This is a genomic window from Proteiniphilum acetatigenes DSM 18083 (assembly GCF_000380985.1).
GTDB classification, from domain to species: Bacteria; Bacteroidota; Bacteroidia; order Bacteroidales; family Dysgonomonadaceae; genus Proteiniphilum; species Proteiniphilum acetatigenes.
Genome location: NZ_KB905698.1, coordinates 128,817 through 150,539 on the forward strand (window position 1 = coordinate 128,817; position 21,723 = coordinate 150,539).

The 21,723-nt window shown below is 41.9% G+C and carries 12 protein-coding genes; all 12 read left to right on the top strand.

Translation table 11 applies throughout. The annotated features are described in order from the left end of the window. Positions 1 to 296: 296 nt before the first annotated feature. The 12 genes from F597_RS0112335 (at position 297) to F597_RS0112395 (ending at position 21,650) form a co-directional block, all read left to right on the top strand. Positions 297 to 3,548 carry a SusC/RagA family TonB-linked outer membrane protein gene (locus F597_RS0112335; RefSeq protein ID WP_157279121.1) on the top strand — a complete coding sequence of 1,084 codons (3,252 nt, stop codon included), beginning with the start codon at positions 297 to 299 and terminating at the stop codon, positions 3,546 to 3,548. 18 nt (positions 3,549 to 3,566) lie between these two features. Continuing rightward, positions 3,567 to 5,141, top strand: a complete 1,575-nt coding sequence (locus tag F597_RS0112340) for a RagB/SusD family nutrient uptake outer membrane protein (RefSeq protein ID WP_019540061.1) — start codon at positions 3,567 to 3,569, stop codon at positions 5,139 to 5,141. Positions 5,142 to 5,193: 52 nt separating this feature from the next. After that, positions 5,194 to 6,855 (top strand): FAD-dependent oxidoreductase, encoded by a 1,662-nt coding sequence (locus F597_RS0112345; RefSeq protein WP_019540062.1) that lies wholly within the window; start codon positions 5,194 to 5,196, stop codon positions 6,853 to 6,855. A gap of 2 nt (positions 6,856 to 6,857) precedes the next feature. Beyond that, entirely contained in the window at positions 6,858 to 8,225 is a 1,368-nt protein-coding gene (locus F597_RS0112350) for a glycoside hydrolase family 2 TIM barrel-domain containing protein (RefSeq protein WP_245542037.1), read from the top strand. A gap of 35 nt (positions 8,226 to 8,260) precedes the next feature. Next, positions 8,261 to 9,478: a hypothetical protein gene (locus F597_RS0112355; protein ID WP_157279123.1), complete on the top strand. Its 1,218-nt coding sequence runs from the start codon at positions 8,261 to 8,263 to the stop codon at positions 9,476 to 9,478. A 1-nt stretch (position 9,479) separates the two neighbouring features. After that, complete coding sequence (locus F597_RS0112360; protein ID WP_019540065.1) at positions 9,480 to 11,816, top strand: glycoside hydrolase family 3 N-terminal domain-containing protein; 2,337 nt, start codon at positions 9,480 to 9,482, stop codon at positions 11,814 to 11,816. Between the two features lie 20 nt (positions 11,817 to 11,836). Further along, on the top strand, positions 11,837 to 13,411 hold the full coding sequence (locus tag F597_RS0112365) for a sulfatase family protein (RefSeq protein ID WP_081624373.1): 1,575 nt from the start codon (positions 11,837 to 11,839) through the stop codon (positions 13,409 to 13,411). A 12-nt stretch (positions 13,412 to 13,423) separates the two neighbouring features. After that, positions 13,424 to 15,280, top strand: a complete 1,857-nt coding sequence (locus F597_RS0112370; RefSeq protein ID WP_019540067.1) for a sulfatase-like hydrolase/transferase — start codon at positions 13,424 to 13,426, stop codon at positions 15,278 to 15,280. 33 nt (positions 15,281 to 15,313) lie between these two features. After that, positions 15,314 to 17,311: an FAD-dependent oxidoreductase gene (locus F597_RS0112375; protein ID WP_019540068.1), complete on the top strand. Its 1,998-nt coding sequence runs from the start codon at positions 15,314 to 15,316 to the stop codon at positions 17,309 to 17,311. A gap of 93 nt (positions 17,312 to 17,404) precedes the next feature. Continuing rightward, complete coding sequence (locus F597_RS0112380; protein WP_019540069.1) at positions 17,405 to 18,430, top strand: sugar phosphate isomerase/epimerase family protein; 1,026 nt, start codon at positions 17,405 to 17,407, stop codon at positions 18,428 to 18,430. 54 nt (positions 18,431 to 18,484) lie between these two features. Beyond that, positions 18,485 to 19,930, top strand: coding sequence for a carbon starvation CstA family protein (locus F597_RS0112385; protein WP_019540070.1), 1,446 nt, complete (start codon positions 18,485 to 18,487; stop codon positions 19,928 to 19,930). A 316-nt stretch (positions 19,931 to 20,246) separates the two neighbouring features. Continuing rightward, positions 20,247 to 21,650, top strand: a complete 1,404-nt coding sequence (locus F597_RS0112395) for an arylsulfatase (RefSeq protein WP_019540071.1) — start codon at positions 20,247 to 20,249, stop codon at positions 21,648 to 21,650. Positions 21,651 to 21,723 lie beyond the last annotated feature (73 nt).

Genomic DNA, 21,723 nt, shown 5'->3' on the forward strand with positions numbered 1-21,723 from the left:
TAGAACAAATTTATTGAACCTTTTAAACGGAATTGCCTATGATGAATAATCTGAGAAAATGAGAGCGACAGCTGCGCCAACAGCCGTCGCTCAGATTAAAGCAAACACTCAACTATTTCGTTAAGCAATACGAGCAGAAGACAAACTTGTTTGGATTATGCCGTTGCGAGAAATAGTCTAATTGCAATGAACATTCAATTTAGTATTCACTTTAAACACACAAATGTATGAAAATAAACATTTCATCAGATCACTTTTTGCGAAAAAAAAGTGATTATAAAGAACTTATTAAGATCATGAAAATCTGCCTACTATTCCTATTTGCCTTCACTTTCCAATTGATGGCACTCAATACCAACGCACAGGATGCGGTTATTGAGTTAAAGACAAGTTCCGTTACCATTGGCCAGTTAATCAACGAAATTGAGAGACAAACCAATTACCTGATAGTTTATAGCAACCGGGAAGTAGATACCAACCGGAAAGTAAATTTCCCACAAAATTCGGATAAGGTATCCTCCTATCTCAGCACAGCGTTCTCAAATACCGATATCGGCTATAATTTTGAGAATGATTACATCATACTTTCAAAGAAAGCACATCAGAATACATTAGATATAAACCGGTTGATCGAAGCTAGTCAGCAGCAAAGAAAGACAGTAACGGGTACAGTCACCGACGAAAATGGAGATCCGGTTATTGGGGCAACTATTGTTGAAAAAAATAATCCTTCACATGGAACCGTTAGCGATGTGGACGGAAACTTCACCGTGACAAATATACCCGAAAATGCCATCCTGCAATTTACATACGTTGGTATGAAAACACAGGAAATGGCGGTAAAGGGACAAACTACCATCCATATCATCATGGAACCGGATGTAGAATTGTTGGATGAACTCATAGTGGTGGGTTACGGAGTACAAAAGCGTAGCGATGTAACCGGAGCTATAGCTTCCGTTACAGCAGAAAAACTAAATGCAACTCCGTCTACCAGTTTGGGAGAGATGCTTAGGGGAGCCGCACCGGGAATACAGGTAACGATGGGTAGTGCTGCACCGGGTGGAAGTTCGAATATTTTAGTGAGGGGAAGAAGATCCTTATCGGCAGGGAATGATCCGTTATATATTGTGGACGGCGTCCCCAGTCCGAGTATTGATGATATTAATGCCAATGATATCGCTTCTTTGGAAATCCTGAAAGATGCTTCCTCCCAATCAATCTACGGTGCAAGGGCCGCAAACGGGGTAATTTTAATTACCACCAAAAGAGGAATGGCAGGAAAAACCAAGGTAAGCGTAAATACCTATGCCGGTGTGCAGAACCTTTATAGAAATTTTGAGTTTTATGATGGTGAACAATGGGCCGCATACAGAAAAGAGGCTTTTTATAATGCCTATGGATATTACAATGAAGACGAAGCATTTAAAGGCGTTATGCGTGATGTACTCCATTCTAAGAAATACGTAGATTGGGAGGATGTAATGTTAAGTCCGGCATGGCAAAACAAGAATGATGTATTGATTCAGGCCGGAAATGAAAAAACCAAGTATGCTCTGTCTCTCGGTCATTTCTTCCAGGATGGAATTGTTCCTTCTTCCAATTTCCAGCGTTTTACCGGAAGACTGAACGTAGATCAAAAATTATCCGAAAAAATTTCGTTAGGAGCAAATATATCCTATACCAAATCTTTCAGAAAAATTGCAGACGGCTCATTCAACTCCTTTATTACCATGCCCCCTTTAGCGGAAGTATATAAGGAGGATGGTTCGTTGCGTGAAGATGTAACGGAAGCCGGCGAATCACACTATAATCCGCTTTGGAATAACCGGAATTCCGAAAACGTGAATATTACAGACCGTCTCAATCTGAATGTAGTGGGGGACTGGAAAATACTGAAAAATTTATCCTACCGACTCAATACAAATTTGAATAAAAGAGATGTACAGGAAAACTCTTATTTGGGTATCAACCATACCACGGGCAGAAACAACGGGGGAAGAGCTATCGTTGGGCAAAGTACCTATACCGATTACCTCGTAGAGAATATTCTTAATTACAGCAAAGACATCCATAAACATCATCTGGATGCAACGGCTGTGGCCAGTTTAAACGGTATACAATGGAAACGTATAAGCAATACCGGTTTCGGATTCGCGAATGACGACCTCTCTTATCATGCCATCGCCTCGGCCACAACCCATTCTGTTCCTGTCTATGAATTCTCGGACAGAAAGCTGCTCTCCTATATGGCAAGGGCAAGATATAATTACGACAGCAGATACTTACTTACTTTGGCCATACGGGTTGACGGTTCTTCCGTATTCGGGGCAAATAACAAATACGGTTATTTTCCATCGGCAGCCTTTGCATGGAGGGCCAGTCAGGAAGAGTTCCTGAAAGATGTGGGATTCCTGTCCGATTTAAAAGTCAGGGTTAGTTATGGCCAGGTAGGAAATCAGGCTATCAGCCCCTACACTACATTAGGATTAGCCGACAAATATCTGACGGAATTTGGTGACGAAATACATGTGGGTTATTTACCCAATGCTGAATTAACAAATCCGAATCTAAAATGGGAAACTTCCACATCAGCCAATTTAGGTTTAGATTATAGTTTGTTCAAAGGAAGAATAAACGGTACAATAGAACTCTATGATACCCAAACCACAGATCTTCTCGTTAGCAGATCATTGCCGACAACAAGCGGTTACTCCAGTCAGTTAGTTAATCTGGGCCATGTACAGAACAAGGGATTTGAACTTGCTCTGAATGTGATCCCTATTGACAAAAAAGATTTCCAATGGGAGGTAGGTGTGAATTTCACGGTTAACAGGAATAAGATCAAGAAGATTGATGGCAAACTGGATGCCGATGGGAATCAGGCGAATGACTTAAACAACAGGTGGTTCATCGGAGAATCCATGAATGTTTATTACGATTATCAATTCGATGGTATCTGGCAGTTAACGGATGATATCGCCAATTCACATATGCCGGAAGCTACTCCGGGAAGTGTCCGCGTGAAGGATGTAAACGGAGACGGGGTAATCTCAGTAGATGATAGGGTCGTTATCCAAAGAGATCCTAAGTTTATTACTTCTTTTGTTACCGGTTTCGATTATAAGAACTTTAACCTGTCGTTCGATTTTTATTACCTGAACGGAGGATATTTCTACAATCCTTATCTGGCAACTTTTGAAAACGGAGGTGATTTAACCGGAAAAAGAAACGGATTACGCAGGAATTACTGGACCATTCACAATCCGTCGAATGAAGCCCCTGCTCCCAATTTTATCCAAATGCCCGCTTATTTGTCTTCATTAGCTTATGAAAAAGCCGATTATATAAGGTTAAGAACCGTCTCTCTTTCTTATAATGTTTCACAAAAAAATTGTAGAAAAATAGGAATAGAGAGTCTGAAGCTATTCTCTACTATGAGTAATGTATGGACATTGACGGACGTACAGGGATACGGACCGGAACAAAACCCGGGACAATATCCGGAACCCAGGACATTACTATTCGGATTAAATTTCTCATTCTAACTTGTAATTTAATGACTTATGAAACAAAATATATATTTTTTGTTATTGATAACAGTGATAGCCTCCTGTAGTGATCTACTGGAAGAGGAAAACAGGACCAAATACTCAGCCGATTACATATACAGTACAGAAGGTGGTTTAAAACTGGCTGTAAACGCGTTATATAATTTACAGCGTAATTACGCCGATGATGACGCGACTATTTTCGCTTTGGATAGAGCTACCGATTTAGCTGTAACAAATGGAGGTACGGGTAATTATTTTGGGACTTACGATCCGGTCTATATCAAACCGTCATCAAATCAAGCCGGTTTTATGTGGAGAACTATGTACCTGATTATTGGGAAATCCAATGAAATTATCAACGCCGGTGAAAAACTCCCACAAACGGATGCATTAAAGGCTACTATAGCGGAAGCAAAAAGTTTCAGGGCTCAATCCTATTTCTTGTTGTACCGCACTTTTGACAGGATCTGGTTGAATACCGAGCCAACAACCTGGGAGAATGTCGATAATCCTAAAACATACAGAACAGCAACTACCGCCGAAGTATTCGAATTACTGTATCAAGATCTGGATTATGCCATTGAGAATCTCCCGTGGCAATCAGCCGATGCAGGCCGTTTTAACCAAGCGGTAGCCCGGCATATGAAAGCAAAAGCCGCTCTATGGATAAAAGATTGGGATGAAGCTTTAGAACAAGTCGATAAAATTGACAAGTCCGGATACTACGAACTAATCGATTTAGATGCCATCTTCAATAGCGCGGATTTAAATCATAAAGAGGCACTGATGGTACAACAATGGAGTAAAAATCCCGGAGGTAATCTTTCGGAAGGAACACCAAAAGGCCATCATTTTGCTGCTTTCTATATCGCGTCTTACAGACAGGAAATAGGAGGTACATCAGAATATGCATGTACCTATGAAAACGGAGGCTATACCTATGGAAGATGCTTTCCAAGTCCATACCTGTTTTCTTTATACGACCAAACAAAAGACAAACGCTATAATAGTTACTATATACACCGTTATAAAAATACGACCGATAAAGCATTACCATACGGTTCAGTAACCGTTCAACCCGGTGATTATTTTCCATTGTACAAAAACGGCTCCAAGAACAGGCTTGTCTACCCAGGATGTATAAAATTTGCAGATAGCTGGACCCGTGAACCCTATGAAACAAGAAGTTACAAAGATATTATTCTATATCGGTTAGCAGAGACCTATATTATCGGGGCCGAAGCGGCATTAATGAAAGGGAATCAATCTCTGGCAAAGGAATACTTTAACAAAACGTGGGAAAGAGCCGGGAACGACACTTTTACCGGCACATTGACCATCAAAGATATTATCGATGAGCAGGCAAGAGAATTGTCATTCGAAGGTGACCGGTGGTACTTCCTGAAAAGACTGGGGATATTGATTACTCAAGTGACAAACTATGCTGGCGATCCGGAACTTTCCAGTACTACACTGGGAAGAACAAATCTGCCGGCCAATCCGCATTTCATCCGCTGGCCTATTCCCGAATCGGAAATAATCAATATGGGAGCAGAGAATTTTCCTCAAAATCCGGGCTATAATTAAAGAATAGGAAATGTGAAATAATTGTAGATTAATATATAGACTTGCAAATAATATGACAAAAATAGTAAAGACATTCATTTTTTTCTGGATAACCCTGTTTGGGTTCAATATGTGTGCGACCAATAAAGAAAATGTTTTCGATATATGTGTGTATGGCGAATCTGCATCGGGTGTAATGGCTGCTATCCAAGCGGCGCGTCTGGGCAAAAACGTAGTATTGATTTCTAAAAATCAGCATGTGGGAGGCTTGGCCACCTCAGGACTTACCGCTACCGATATGAACCGCAATGACATGGTGGGAGGCATTGCCAGGGAATTTTATCAGCGTATATATGCCTATTATCAGGATCCAGCAGCATGGAGAAACCAGGACCGGGATGAATTCTTCATTCAATCGATCAGGAGAACCTATCGGGGAAAAAATGACGACCGACAGATGCAATGGGTTTATGAATCCAGAATTGCGGAGAAGATTATGCTGGATATGCTGGAAGAAGCAGGAGTAAAGCTCTGGTTTAACGAACGCCTGCAATTTGAAGATGGCATTAAAAAGAGAGGCACCAGGATTACTGCGATAAGTATGGAAAGTGGAAAAACCGTAAATGCCAAGGTATTTATTGATGCCACCTATGAAGGCGACCTGATGGCGAAGGCCGGTGTTTCTTATACTGTTGGGCGTGAATCCAACGATACGTATAACGAGACTCTCAATGGATACCGCATAAATTATGAAAACGGGACGGATCTAAGTGCTATTGATCCATATATAGTGGAAGGAGACAAAAGCTCAGGACTATTGCCATATATCGATAGTGAGATTCCGCTTGGTCAAGGTGAAGCAGACCATAGGGTACAGGCATATTGCTACAGGATGACGTTGACCGATGACCCGGACAACAGGATAAAAATACAAAAACCAGATAACTACAATCCTTTATGGTATGAGGTTTTAGTAAGACGCATACAGCAGAATCCGAAGTTAACATTACAAGATATCATCACGTTGACCCCCATGCCCAACCGTAAGACCGATACCAACCATCTGGATTTCTTCGGGGCCAGCTACGACTATGCAGAAGCGAATTATAACAAAAGGAAAGAGATCGAACAATTGCATAAGGATTATGCGCTTGGGATGTTATGGTTGTTAGAGCATGACCCCCGTATTCCGGAACATATCAGAACCGAAATGAGTGACTGGGGCTTACCCAAAGATGAATTCGAAGACACTGGAAATTTCCCTTACCATATCTATGTAAGGGAAGCGAGAAGAATGATCGGTGAATATGTGATGGTGGAAAAGAATGTGGCAAAAGAAAACAGAGAAGATGCACAACATCCGGTGGGTGTAGGAAGCTATGCATTGGATTGCCATTACGTATCTAAAGTGATCGATAAGGAGGGTAAGTTAAGATATGAGGGAACTATTTTTACACCGGTTATTCCTTATACTATCAGCTATTATTCGCTTACACCAAAGAAAAACGAATGCAGCAATTTACTGGTACCTGTCTGTTTATCGGCATCACACGTTGCTTTCAGCTCTATAAGGATGGAACCTGTATATATGGTATTAGGGCAGTCGGCAGCCGTTGCGGCATCGATGGCTATCGATAAAAATACAGCAGTACAGGATATCATTTATGATAAATTGGCTGAAAAACTGTTGGAATTGAAACAAATCATTAAACCGGGCAACACTAAACCTCATTAATTATGAAACACTTAATTTTCAAAATAAAGAATACAATCCTTCTCTCTTTCAGTTTAATTATGATATTCTGTAGTTGTGCCGACAGGTATAACTACCCCATACCTCCGAATTCTTTTGAAGAAACTGAATTGGCACCTCCCGTAAAAGTAACTTTAACAAAAGAGGGAGGCGAATGGAAAATGTTTGTAAACAATGAAGAGTTTTATATAAACGGAGCTTGTACGAATGGATTTTACGGGAAAGCAGCAGAGTTTGGAGCCAATACCATAAGAACATATGGTGTTAGCGATGAATCACGCAGTATATTAGACGAAGCGTATGAAGCAGGTTTATATGTCAACTTTGGTTTATATATGAAGCGGGAAACAGATGGTTTTGACTATGATAATGAAGCAGCGGTAGCTCAACAATTGGAGGAAATGAAAGAGGCTGTAATGAGATTTAAAGACCATCCCGCTTTGCTATGCTGGTCCATCGGAAACGAAGCAGAAGCGAGCTATACCAATACCAAGTTGTGGACGGCTGTGAACGATGTGGCTAAATTTATTCATCAGGTCGATGCCAATCATCCCACAACAGTAGCATTATCCAATTCTGATGTCAACAAGATCACACTGATCAGGGAAATGGCCCCGGAAATAGATATACTGTCTATAAATATGTATGCGCCGGCACTGCCTAATGTGTTAGCCAATATTACGGCTGCAAATTGGCAGAAACCCTATATGATCACAGAATTCGGCCCAAGGGGAACCTGGCAAATGAACCCGGAACCTTCAAGGATTTTAGAATGGGGAGGATTGGTAGAGCAAACCAGTACAGAAAAAGCGGATATCTATCTACAGGCACATACCGATCATATTCTTGCAAATAAACCAAACGGATGTATAGGTTCATTTGTATTCCTGTGGGGATATCAGAAGCATGGAGAAGTACTGACATGGTATGGACTCCTTGATAAAAAAGGTTATACTTTCCCTGCGGTTGATGCGATGCAATATGCCTGGACAGGTTCGTACCCAACCAACAGGGCACCAGTGATACAGGATAGAAGTGCAATCTTAATGAATAATAAAAGAGCCGAAGAGAATATCAAGGTGGATAAAAACTCTACTAATATAGCTTCTGTCGTAGCTACTGATCCCGATGGAGATCCTCTGACTTATTCATGGATGATCATGAAAGAGGGAACCGCAGCTTCCGACGGAAGTCTCCCCGAAGGAATTTCAGGCTTAATCACCGATAATACACTTGCAAATATATCCTTTAAAGCGCCATCCGAATCAGGGGCATACAGGTTGATTGCCTTCGTGAATGACGATGCCAATAAAAAAGTGGCCAGCGGTGTGATTCCATTTTATGTCAATTAAGTTGATTACAAGAAATATTTTAAATTAGATTGATTATGAAAAATATACCAATAAAAATTTTCACGTTCTTTTTGATGTTAGCTATGATAAGCTGTACAAAAGACGACGAAAACATACAAGAGATAAATACTTTTTCCATTAAAGTTACACAGAATGTAGATTTACCTTACGTGATTACACCAAAAGAAGAAGTAGTATTCGACATAACGATCTCTCCAAATTCGGATAATAAAATCAAGAATGTAGTTTTAAGTCTTGATGGAAAAGAACTACAATCGGTTTCAGCGTCTTCCTCTAACAATATCACTTTAAAATACACCTACAAAGTAATGGGAAATGATATTGGAAAAAGTCTGATATTCAGATTAACGGTCACAGACGAGGAGGATCATATCGTTGATAAAGATTTTACGATATACGTCGAATCAGCGCCAGCCGATATTAACGTGATCTTCCCTTCAGAAGCTCCTTCAGAAATCAAAGATGACGAATCGGTTGATTTCAATATTACCGTTGTTTCTGAAAATGATTTGAAATATATTAAAACTTTTTTGGATGGAACCGAAATAACCTCTTTAACAAAGGAGACCTTTGACACTCCGAAAGAAGATATTTACAACTTCACCTATCAGCCAACGGTGGCTGATGCAGACAAAACCCTTGTTTTTACTATCGAGATTATGGATGTTTTGGGGAATATTAATAGACAACCCTATTCCTTGTTTATTGAGCGATCCCAAGAAGCTGACTTCAGTGCTTATTATGATGTCAACTTAGGAGCCCAACGCTGTACTACCGACGGACCTTTCTTCAATGCTACCACAGGGGAGGTATACGTTACAGCAGGAGCTGCGGCAAAATCGGCTGATATAGATTTGGCCACCTTCTTTAGTGGATCGACTACTGCATATAATATCACTTCCCCAACATTTGCCAACACGATCAATATTATTTATAACCCTGCCAGCATTGGAGAAGATGCGATGGAAAATTGGGCGGTACGTAACCAGACGTTAATTAAGAAAATAACGCTCACACGTGAAGAGTTTGACTTGTTGGCCGATGCAGCCGAAATAGAGGCTTTATATACGGGATCAAGTGTAGCGGAGAGTGAAACTTCCGGAGGCCTGGCCAATAACAATGTGATTGTATTTAAAACTGCAGGTGGAAAATACGGGGTTTTATATGTGAAATCCAGGTCAGCCAATGCAAATACAGGTTATTTAACAGTAGATATAAAGGTTCAGAAATAAGATGAAAATCCTGAAAGAATATAGGAGCGTCCCGGTAAAATGGGGCGCTATCCTCCTTCTTCTCTGTTTTTTTTCATCGGGTTATGCCCAGCAAAAACCAAAATATCTCGACCCTCAACAACCTGTCAGTGAACGGGTAAAAGATTTAATGGGCAGGATGAGCCTGGATATGAAGATCGCGCAAATGTGCCAATATGTAGGATTGGAACATATGCGCGATGCGGAGAAGAATATTACCGAAGAGGAACTGTTAAGTGGCCATGCAAGGGGGTTTTATAAAGGATTACATTCTTCCGGCGTAGAACGTATGGTGAAACAGGGATTGATTGGTTCTTTTCTACATGTATTGACGATAGAAGAAGCCAATCATCTTCAAAAACTGGCAGAAGAAAGCCCTTTGAAAATTCCACTATTGATGGGTATCGATGCCATACATGGCAACGGTTTAATGTCCGGTTCAACGATATACCCCTCCCCCATCACCATGGCTTCTACTTTTGCCCCCGATTTAATAGAAGAATCGTTTCGCCAAACAGCCCTCGAGATGAGGGCAACAGGTATGCATTGGGCTTTTTCTCCCAATATTGAGATAGCACGGGACCCCAGATGGGGCAGGGTCGGTGAAACTTTTGGTGAAGATCCTTATCTGGTGTCCCAAATGGGAATTGCCAGTGTCCGTGGTTTGCAAATGGACAAATTGGATAAAGACAAAAGCGTACTGGCTTGCGTTAAACATATGGCAGGGGGCGGCATTGGAAATAACGGTACCAATGCATCACCTGTAGAAATTGGTGAAGGAGAATTACGGAACGTTATTCTTGCCCCGTTCAAAGCCACTATCCGGCAAACACAGCCTTTCTCATTGATGCCGGCACATAATGAGATCAACGGTACACCGGGACATGCCGACAAGTGGCTTTTGACAGAGGTTGCACGAAATGAATATGGATTCAAAGGATTCATTATAAGCGATTGGATGGATATGGAACGTTTAAGCCAGACCCATAGGATTGCTGCAACCATAAAAGAGGCTTTTCAGATTTCGGTAGATGCAGGAGTTGATATGCACATGCATGGCCCGGGATTTTTAGAGAGTATTAAAGAACTTATTGAGGAGGGAAAGCTTTCGGAAGAAAGAATTAACAGGGCCTGTGAGAAAATTTTGGAAGCAAAATTTATGTTAGGCCTTTTTGAAAACAGATACGCTGACCCAAAGAATCTGTCAGAGACCGTATTTATAAAAGAACACCGGCAAACCGCATTGGAAATTGCCAGAAAAGGTATCGTTTTATTAAAGAATAAAAACAACATTCTTCCGATTGCAGTCAATAAATATAAAAATATTTTGGTGACTGGTCCCAACGCAGATAATCAATCCATCATGGGAGACTGGGTATTTGATCAACCCCGGTCGAATTACAAAACCGTTTTGGATGGTATCAAAATGTTGTCGGAAGGAAGCAATGTCAATTACGTCGATGTGGGATGGAATTTACGTGACTTAAATAACGATTCTATCACAAAAGCTATTGAAACAGCTGATAAGATGGATCTGATAATACTGGCATTGGGGGAAGACTCGTTCAGACAACATTGGAAAGAGAAGACCGCAGGTGAGAACCGCGATAGAATGGATATCACTCTTTGGGGAAAACAGCAATATCTGGTAGAAGAACTCAAAAAATCAGGAAAACCCATTGTAGTGGTTTTGGTAAACGGAAGACCTCTGGCAACACCCTGGTTAGAAGAAAATGTGGATGCTATTCTGGAAGCATGGGAACCTGGATCATTCGGAGGTCAGGCTGTTGCTGAGATTTTATACGGAAAAGTGAACCCAAGTGGTAAATTACCCATAACTATTCCCAGGCATGTAGGGCAGATACCTATTTACTACTATCATAAACCTTCGCAGTATTCTCATGCTTTTATTGACGGAGCAAAAGAACCTTTATACGATTTCGGGTATGGATTGAGCTATACCGATTTTCAATATAGCGAATTAAAGTGTCCGAAAGATTTAAAATACGGAGAACCTTTACACGTCACCCTGACAGTAGAAAATACAGGGGAAATGGAAGGAGAAGAGGTGGTACAACTGTACTTGAAGGACGATTTCAGTTCCACTACCAGACCTGTAAAATTACTCGTCGGATTCCGGCGTATCCATCTTGAGAAGGGAGAGAAAAAAACAATGGTCTTTTCTTTAGACAAAGAAGTTTTCGGTTACTACAACAATAAAGGAAAATATGTATTCGAACCGGGAAGTTTCACTTTGATGGTAGGAGGAAGTTCTCTCGGTAAAGATCAAATTTTTCAGAAAGTAACGGTAAATAATTAGAAAAGTAACTAAACCCGGTTATGAAAATAAAAATACACGCTATATCGAACCAAATGATAAAATGGATGAAATCCGGTGCAATAGTTGTACTGATTCTGTTAAGTACTTTTATGTCACGCATATATGCACAAATGCCTAAAAAGAAATGTCACGAGAGTACGGAAAAACCAAATATTCTGTTGGTTATCAGTGATCAGTTAAATTGGGATTATATTTCGGCTATGGGTAATTCCTATGTCAAAACCCCTAATATAGACCGGTTGTGTCGGACAGGGGTTCGTTTCGACCGCGCATATGCTATTAATCCGGTAAGTATTCCTTCACGGGTAAGCATGTTTACGGCGGCACGTCCCAGCAAATTCGGAGTATTTGTCCCTGATGAAATAGAGGCAGAGCACACAAATATCGTACCGTATGTCAGAGAAAAGAAAATAGCTTTTCATTTGCAACAGCAAGGCTATAAAACTTATTATGGAGGCAAGACACATTTTCGGTTCTCCCCAAAAGATATGGGGTTTGAAATATATGCGGGCAGTGAAGAATACCGCGGTGTAGATTGCGTACCGAAAGCAATCGCAAAACTGAAAAAACATGCAGCCGACCACTCTGATCAACCTTTTTTCATGGTCGCCTCTTTAATGAATCCACATGATATATGTTATGCACATATCAAAGATAACCGTTTTGATATGGAGCAAATTCTAGAGCGGACAGACGGGGAAGGGTGGAAAGCAAAATTGAGGGTATCAGTATTGGAAAATCTGAAAATTCCTGAGGGAGAACCCGGAGCCGGAGAATACAAACCTATTGATTATTATCTTCGTCAGGCTCCTCCTCTGCCCGATAATTATATGCCGCAGGAGAATGAGCCGAGCATCATTTCAGGTATCGGAGAAGAGAAAGGGATGGCTTCGGCATTCGGAAGGTATAGGGGACAATATGATGAAACCGACTGGTTACTACATCGATACGCATATTGTCGATTTGTAGAGGATTTCGATAGAGAACTCGGCCTGTTACTTGATGGTCTAGAAGCAAGCGGAATGGCAGAGAATACTTTTATTATTTTCACGAGCGATCATGGAGAATCTTTAGGAAGTCATCAAATGGCAGGAAAAGGGTTCTTCTTTGATGAAGTATGTCATGTACCTTTCATCATAAGCCATCATAGTATTGATGGGGGACGGGTAGATTCAGTAAATCTGATATGTAATGGTCTGGATCTTATCCCTTCCGTCTTCGAATTGGCAGGTGCTGGCGCTGATCCGACATGGGAAGGAAAAAGTATTATTCCTCTCTTACATGACGCTAACCATAAGTTGGACAGAGATATCATTCCTGTTGAATTTGTCTCCGGTATGGGAATTATCACCCATAATTTCTACTATGGTATATATACGAGTGGCAAAGCAAATAACGAGCAACTTTATGATATAAGAAAAAGACCATTGCAAATGGAGAATGACGCTTTAGATCCTGCATACAGTAAGGTCTTGGATGATCATCGACATCACTTTAAAACCGCACATCGGGAAACGCTGGTACGGTATGGTCATCCTGAAGTATTTATGAGATATTTAAATGACAAACAATAGATATTTAGATTGATGAAAAAATATTTAGTTATCCTCTTATTGCTGTCTCTGTTTTATTTTGCTCAGGCACAGCAAAAGAAGAATACACGCCCCAATATTATTTGGCTTGTCAGTGAAGACAACAGCCCGTTCCTGGGTTGTTACGGCGACACATATGCCAACACTCCCTACCTTGATAAGCTTGCATCGGAAGGGGTACTTTTCGAACAGGCATTCTCAAATGCTCCGGTGAGTGCCCCTTCCAGATCTACACTTATTACAGGTGTTTATTCCACCACAATGGGAACCGAAAACATGAGAAGCCAGTACCCGGTACCGGATTTTATCAGGCTGTTTCCGGAGTATCTGAGAAAAGCCGGATATTATACAGTGAATAAAGCAAAGACGGATTACAACATGTCTCCTTTGGAAGATAGGATGAATGGCGCATGGGATGATTCATCGCTCAAAGCTACCTATAAGAACCGGAAGCCGGGACAACCATTCTTTGCGATGTACAATTCTTCCATCACACATGAAAGTTCCCTCCACTCAAGAAAAGACACCTTAAGACATGATCCGGAGAAGGTGCCTATCCCACCCTACCACCCTCGTACCCCCGAGATGAGACATGATTGGGCGCAATATTATGACCGGATGGAGCAGATGGACAATTGGGTAGGCAATATATTGGAAGAGTTGGAAAAAGAAGGTCTGGCGGAAAATACAATTGTGTTTTATTTCAGTGATCACGGAGGTGTACTGGGCAGGAGCAAAAGATTCCTTTACGAAGCCGGCCTGCATGTGCCGCTCATTATACGTATCCCGAAAAAGTTTACGCATCTGGTGGCTGAAAAGGCCGGAACGAGAAGTAGCCGTATGGTCTCTTTTATTGATTTTGCCCCCACTGTATTAAGCCTTGCCGGTATACCTATACCCGAATACATGCAAGGCGAAGAATTTCTTGGAAAAATAAAGGACAGGACTGAAACACCGGCATATGGATATAGGGGGCGTATGGATGCGGGTGTTGACCTTAGCAGAACAGTGCGCAAAGGAAAATATCGATATATCCGGAATTATATGCCCCATAAAATATGGGGGCAATACATAGAATACCTCTGGAAGGCCCCCTCCATGCCTTCATGGGAGAATGCATATAATAAAAAACAATTGAATGCAGTTCAAAGCGCTTTTTGGGAAAGCAAACCGTTCGAAGAGTTGTATGATTGTGAAGCAGACCCTCATAATATATACAATCTGGCGCATAATGAATCCTATGAAGGAATTCTGGAGCAGATGCGCATGAGTTTGGATAACTGGCAGGTTGCTACGAATGACCTGGGATTTATTCCCGAACCAATGATAGAAGAAATCAGTAAAACCATATCCCTGTATGAATGGGCCAAAGGCGATAGATATCCGTTGGTAAAAATATTGGAAACAGCATCAGCAGCGGCATCCGGAGATACAAAAACATTGCCGCTACTTATGGAACGGCTTCGGGATAAAAATGCAGTCGTACGCTATTGGGCAGCAACCGGATGCCGCATATTAAAAACCAAAGCACAAGCAGCTAAACCTCTATTGTTGGAAATGGCAAATCACGACGATGAAATCTCCGTAAGAAATGTTGCGGCAGAGGCATTATATTATTTGGGAGAACAAAAAATAGCAGTAGAAGTATTAAGTCGATCTGTCTCAAGCCCCGACATCATGATACGTGTACAGTCCTTAAACATACTACAGCAATTTGGCCAGGATGCATTACCGGTACTGCCACTGGCACAAAAGATACTTGATATTGACCCAAAACGAAGTGAATATGATGTTTCGGCGGCTAAAGGATTCATAAGGGCGATGGAATATTATAAAAGCAATGGAAAATAATTGGGGTGTGAAACTAAAAAATAAAACAATCATATGAAAAATCTTAAGGCATTACTTTTTTTATTATTTGCCATTCCATCATTTATTCTCGGGCAAACAAAGGATGAAATCAATGTGGATATCTGCATTTATGGAGGTAGCTCTGCGGGTGTTGTAGCTGCATATACAGCTATCAAAGCAGGAAAAACAGCCGTTATTATAGAACCCAGCGGAAGAGTGGGAGGATTAAGTTCCGGAGGACTTGGAATGACAGACATAGGGAATAAATATGTGGTTACCGGGTTGGCGCTGGACTTTTACCGCAAATTAGGAGCATATTACGGAAATCTGGAAAACTGGATCTTCGAGCCAAAAGTAGCCTTATTTGTTTTTCACGAGTATATCAGAGAAGCGGATATCAACATCGTCTACAATCGACAGTTGATCGACGTGAAAAAAGAAAATAATAGTATAAAGGAAATTACGGTAACCAATTTAGATGAATCAAATGGGCCCCAATTAAAAGTGAAGGCAAAGATGTTCCTGGATTGTACCTACGAGGGTGATTTGATGGCGATGGCAGGAGTAAGCTATACGATTGGTCGTGAGAATAACAACGTATACAATGAGACCCTGAACGGTGTACAATTTCTCACCGGGCATCAATTCCCCGACGGGGTAGATCCTTATAAGGTGAAAGGCGACCCTTCCAGTGGACTGCTTTGGGGTGTTAACAATGAAACGTTGAAACCAAACGGTACAGGAGATAAGAAGGTACAGGCGTATAATTACCGCATTGCCCTCACCAATGATCCGGACAACAGGATACCTATCACAGAGCCCGACAATTATGATCCCGAACGATATGAATTATTGGTAAGGCAGAAAGAGATTCAGCCCTGGAAAGGATTGAACGATGTTTTCATTTGGAGTTTGATGCCTAACAACAAAACCGATATCAATAACCGTAACGGCATGTCGACAGATATGATCGGAGCCAACTGGGATTATCCGGAAGCAGACTACCACGCACGGAAGAAAATCATTAAAGCCCACGAGGATTATACCAAGGGGCTATTGTATTTTGTGGGAAATGATCCCGCCATTCCCGAATTTATCCGGAATGAGATGAATAAATGGGGATATCCGAAAGATGAGTATGTTGAGAATAACCATTGGACCCCACAGCTCTACATCCGCGAAGCCAGGAGAATGATCAGCGATCTAGTCATGACTCAACACCATTGTCAAGGCAGAGAAATAGCTACAGATGCTATTGGCTACGCTGCCTACACGATGGATTCTCATAACTGCGACAGGTTAGTGGTGAACGGCATGGTGAAAAATGAAGGGAATGTGGAAGTGGGAGGTTTCCCGCCGTTCCCTATCTCTTACCGCTCCATTGTTCCGAAAAGGAAGGAAGTGAATAATCTCCTGGTTCCCGTATGCCTGTCCGCATCCCATATTGCTTTTGGGTCTATACGAATGGAACCCGTATTCATGGTGCTGGCACAATCAGCGTCTGTGGCGGCCTGTTTGGCTATTGATCAGGGTATTTCCGTACAAGATGTCCAGACAGATGAAATCAATGAAATACTGAAGGTTAACCCCAAGGCTGATTTCCGTAAACCAGACATACTGGTTCAGGTATCAGACAGCCCATTGATCGAGATAAAAGGAGATTGGAAGAGTGTGCCATTAAGGGGGTATGGAAGATTTCATCTGGAGAACAGTGCAACTACAGATAACGAATATGTTAAGTTTAACTTTGAAAGCAATGCTATATCAGGCAGATACAAAACATATTATTACCTGCCAAGATTACAGTCGGGCACCAAATCCGTTACTTTAGAACTATTCAACGGAGAAGAGAAACAAATACTCAATCTTAGCCTGGATGACGTGAAAATTGAGGGACAAACCAGCAGTACATGGGTGCATATCGGAGAATTTAATTTCAGTTTTTCTGCAAAGCCCTATATAAAAGTAATATCAACCAAAATGGACGGCAGTGTAGCAGCTAACGCTATATTGCTGGTCCCTGAAGATTAAATAATCGTATAAAACGAGCATGAGAACCGTTCTAACACAAATACATGTTTAGAGCGAATTCCCTACGACACCTTTATAAATAATTTTAATCATATGGAACATAACAATCCTGTATCCCGAAAATTGAACCGGAGAGGTTTTTTAAGCACTACTGCAGTGATAGCAGCCGGCACACTAATTCCTAAAGTCTTCTCCTGTGGAAGTAACAAACAGTCAGGCAAATCGCCCCGAATAACAGGTTTCATACCTGACTCGAAATATGCAGGAGTCCAAATAGGGGCGATTACATACAGTTTCCGTAGTCTGAAAGGCGGACTGGAAACAACCCTCAATGCATGTGCAGAAGCGGGGATAAGTTCTGTAGAGCTCATGGGGACAGACGTTGAGGATTATCTCGGCGCTCCAAAAAATCCGGTCAAACGTCAACCAAATGCACAAAATCCTCTGACTTCGGAGGAGAAAAACACTATCGAAAAATACAAAAGCGAAGTGAAAGAATGGAGAAAAAGCAGAGGAACTCCTGACTTATATGCACAGCTACGTAAGAAATTCAATGACAGAGGTGTAAATATTCACATTTACAAATGGCTTGCCGGAACCAGTGAAACGGAAATCGATTATTCTTTTAAAGTGGCAAAAGCGCTTGGCGCTATTGGTATTACGGCTGAAATAAACGATGACAATGCACGATTGTTAGGCCCGGTAGCGGAAAGAAACGGAATGTATGCCATTCTTCACAATCATTATCAATATGCCGAACCTGATTTTGATGTGGATAAATTACTGGCTTACTCTCCGGCAAATATGCTGAATTTTGATATTGGCCACTATTTCGGTTCTACCGGTTTAAATCCGACTGAATTTATCCGCAATTATCATGACCGGATAGCCAGTATTCATCTGAAAGATAAAACAAGTGTAGGTAATGTAATCCAGAAGAACACGAATCAGGTTTGGGGTCAAGGAGAAACTCCCATAGCTGAAGTTCTTCACCTTATCAGAGACCAAAAATGGCCTATCTATTGCGATATTGAACTTGAATATCCTGTCACACCTTGGTCTTCCTCTGTAAAGGAGGTGAAAACCTGCAGGGAATATTGTCGACAAATTCTGTTGTAATCCAATGCCGCGAAACGAATCCCGATCATCTATTTTTAAATATATAATAAACAAATGATCACCTTCTTTATTTCGATAATAGCCCTCCTGGCGGGATATGGGTTCTACTCTAAATACCTGGAACGTGTGATGAAAGTCGATCCTACGCGAACTACACCAGCCACCACCTTGAACGATGGCGTAGATTATGTGCCCATGTCTTGGTGGCGCGTATTCCTGATACAATTCCTGAATATTGCCGGATTGGGCCCCATTTTTGGCGCCATTGCAGGGGCAATGTGGGGGCCGGTCGCTTTTCTATGGATTGTACTGGGAACTGTTTTTGCAGGAGGCGTACATGACTATTTCTCCGGGATGCTTTCGGTCAGGCACGATGGTAAAAATATCACCGAGATAATAGGGATTTATTTGGGAAAGTATGCCAAGCAGGTCATGAGAATTTTCGCTGTTGTTCTATTGATCCTTGTAGGCGTTGTCTTTATTTCCGGACCGGCAGGGTTACTGGCCGGTCTTACCCCGCAATCTCTCGATTTTACTTTTTGGGTATGGGTGATATTCATCTATTATATATTGGCCACTCTCCTTCCTATTGACAAGGTTATCGGGAAGATTTATCCCGTTTTCGGATTCGCACTGCTTTTCATGGCTGTCAGTTTAATTATCTCGTTAATAGTAAAAGGATATCATATCCCTGAACTGACCGCGGAGAATTTCAAAAATTTTCATCACAATAAAGAAAACCTCCCTATTTTTCCCATGATGTTCATTACCATCGCATGTGGGGCGATATCGGGTTTCCATGCCACACAATCGCCTCTGATGGCGCGTTGTCTGAAAAATGAGAAAGAGGGGAGAAAGGTCTTTTATGGTGCTATGGTAACCGAAGGTGTGGTAGCTTTGGTATGGGCCGCGATCAGTATGAGTTTCTTTGGCGGTATGAAAGGGCTTAACGAGGTGATGACAGCACAGAAAGGGAACGCAGCATGGGTGGTGAATGAAGTTTCCTATTCATTGCTGGGAGCATTCGGTGCAGTATTGGCAATCTTAGGCGTTGTGGCCGCACCGATCACATCGGGAGATACGGCTTTCCGAAGCGCCCGGCTGACAATCGCCGATCTCTTCAAAACATCCCAGAAACCTCTCAGGAATCGTTTGATAATTACTGTTCCCCTGTTCGCTATCGGTTTCCTGCTGACCAGAATCAATTTCGACGTGATATGGCGCTATTTTGCATGGGCAAACCAAACACTGGCAACCGTCGTTCTATGGACCATCACTATATATTTATTACAAAAAAAGCGAAGGCATTATCTGATAACACTGATTCCTGCATTATTTATGACAGCGGTAGTGACTACATATATCATGCTGGCGCCTGAAGGATTTTCATTACCTACTCCGGTCTCGTATGGCATAGGATTATTCTTTGTTATTTTGACGCTCGCACTATTTTTAATTTATAAGAAATGTATCATTAAAAAATCCGTGAAGCACATGTAAGGGCGGAAGTGGAAAGATTCAGATTTCCTTTTGAAACGAGCATGTAAATCATTACACGCAAGAACATGATTAAAAGCGAGTTCCATATGATACCTTTGAACTATTTCGATAAGCTAGATGAGCAGAGCCAAGCTTGCTTGAGCTATGCCATAGCGAGAATTGTAAATCGAGGAGCGAAGGCGACTCAATTGACAACCGAGGAGCGAAGGCGACTCAAATAGTCTAAATAAATTGAAAATCCATAGTTTTAATCATATGAAAATGATGTTTCACTCTATTTGATATAACTTTGAAAAAATAACGCGAACGAAACAATATGAAAACTACAGTTTTCACTGCGGGACTTTCCCTCACAGCGTTAACCCCGCTCAACGCACAGCAAAAACCCAATGTGGTGTTTATCGTTGCCGATGATTTGGGCTACGGGGATCTGAGTTGTTTCGGCCAGGAGAGATTCCAAACGCCTAACATCGACGGACTGGCACTTAACGGGACGCGTTTTACCCGTTCCTATTCAGGAACCACCGTGAGCGCACCCTCGCGCGCCAGCCTGATGACCGGATTACACACCGGCCACACCCCTATTCGTGGAAATAAGGAAATAAAACCCGAAGGACAGTTTCCACTGCCGGCCGGTACATTTACGCTTTTCCACCTGTTTAAGAATGCAGGTTATACCACCGGCGCCTTTGGTAAATGGGGATTGGGGCAACCCAGTTCTGCAGGCGACCCCAACAATCAGGGTGTGGATGAATTTTACGGATACAATTGCCAACTCCTGGCACATAATTATTACCCAAGCCATTTATGGTACAATCAGACAAAAATAGCGTTTCCAGAAAATGATAACGGACAATTCGGCGCGTACTCGCAAGACCTGATCCAGGCAAAAACGCTGGAGTTTATCGATAAATACAATGGGGATCCGTTCTTCCTCTTCGTACCCATGGTGCTTCCACACGCCGAATTGGTTGTGCCCGAAGATTCCATCATCCAAAAATTAAGAGGAAAATTCGATGAAAAACCGTATAAAGGTACTGATTCCGGTCCCGCTTTCAGAAAAGGCGGATACATGTCGCAGGAATATCCGCGGGCGACACATGCCGCCATGATTACACGTATCGATATGTATGTGGGACAGATCATTGAGAAACTCAAAGAGACAGGAGTCTATGAAAATACATTGATCATATTTACCAGTGATAACGGACCGCACCGCGAGGGAGGCGGTGATCCGGATTTCTTCAATAGCAACGGCATCTATCGCGGATATAAACGTGATCTGTACGAAGGCGGCATCCGTGTGCCGACCATCATTTCGTGGCAGGGGAAAGTAGCGGCCGGCAAGGAAAACGATTTTGCCTTCGCATTCTGGGATTACATGCCCACGTTTGCCGAACTGTTGAAAACCGATTCGCCGGAAAATACCGACGGGATCAGTATATTGCCCACACTCCTCAATAAAAAAGAAGGTCAGAAGAAGCGCGATTATTTCTATTTCGAGTTTCAGGAATTGGGCGGCCGCCAGGCGGTAATAAAAGATAACTGGAAACTGTTGCACCTCGATATCCGCCAGGAAGGGCTGTACGAACTCTATAATCTCGCGTCCGATCCTTCGGAGAATCACAACCTGCTCGATCTCTATCCTCAAAAAGCGGCAGAACTGAAAGAGATCATGAAGAAGGCCAGAACCGATGATCCCAACTGGCCGTTGTTTTAAGTAATTGATTCAGTCATACAATAGAGTTTATATCGAATAAGATTTTAGATATCTGATTATCGGAAGTCTTATT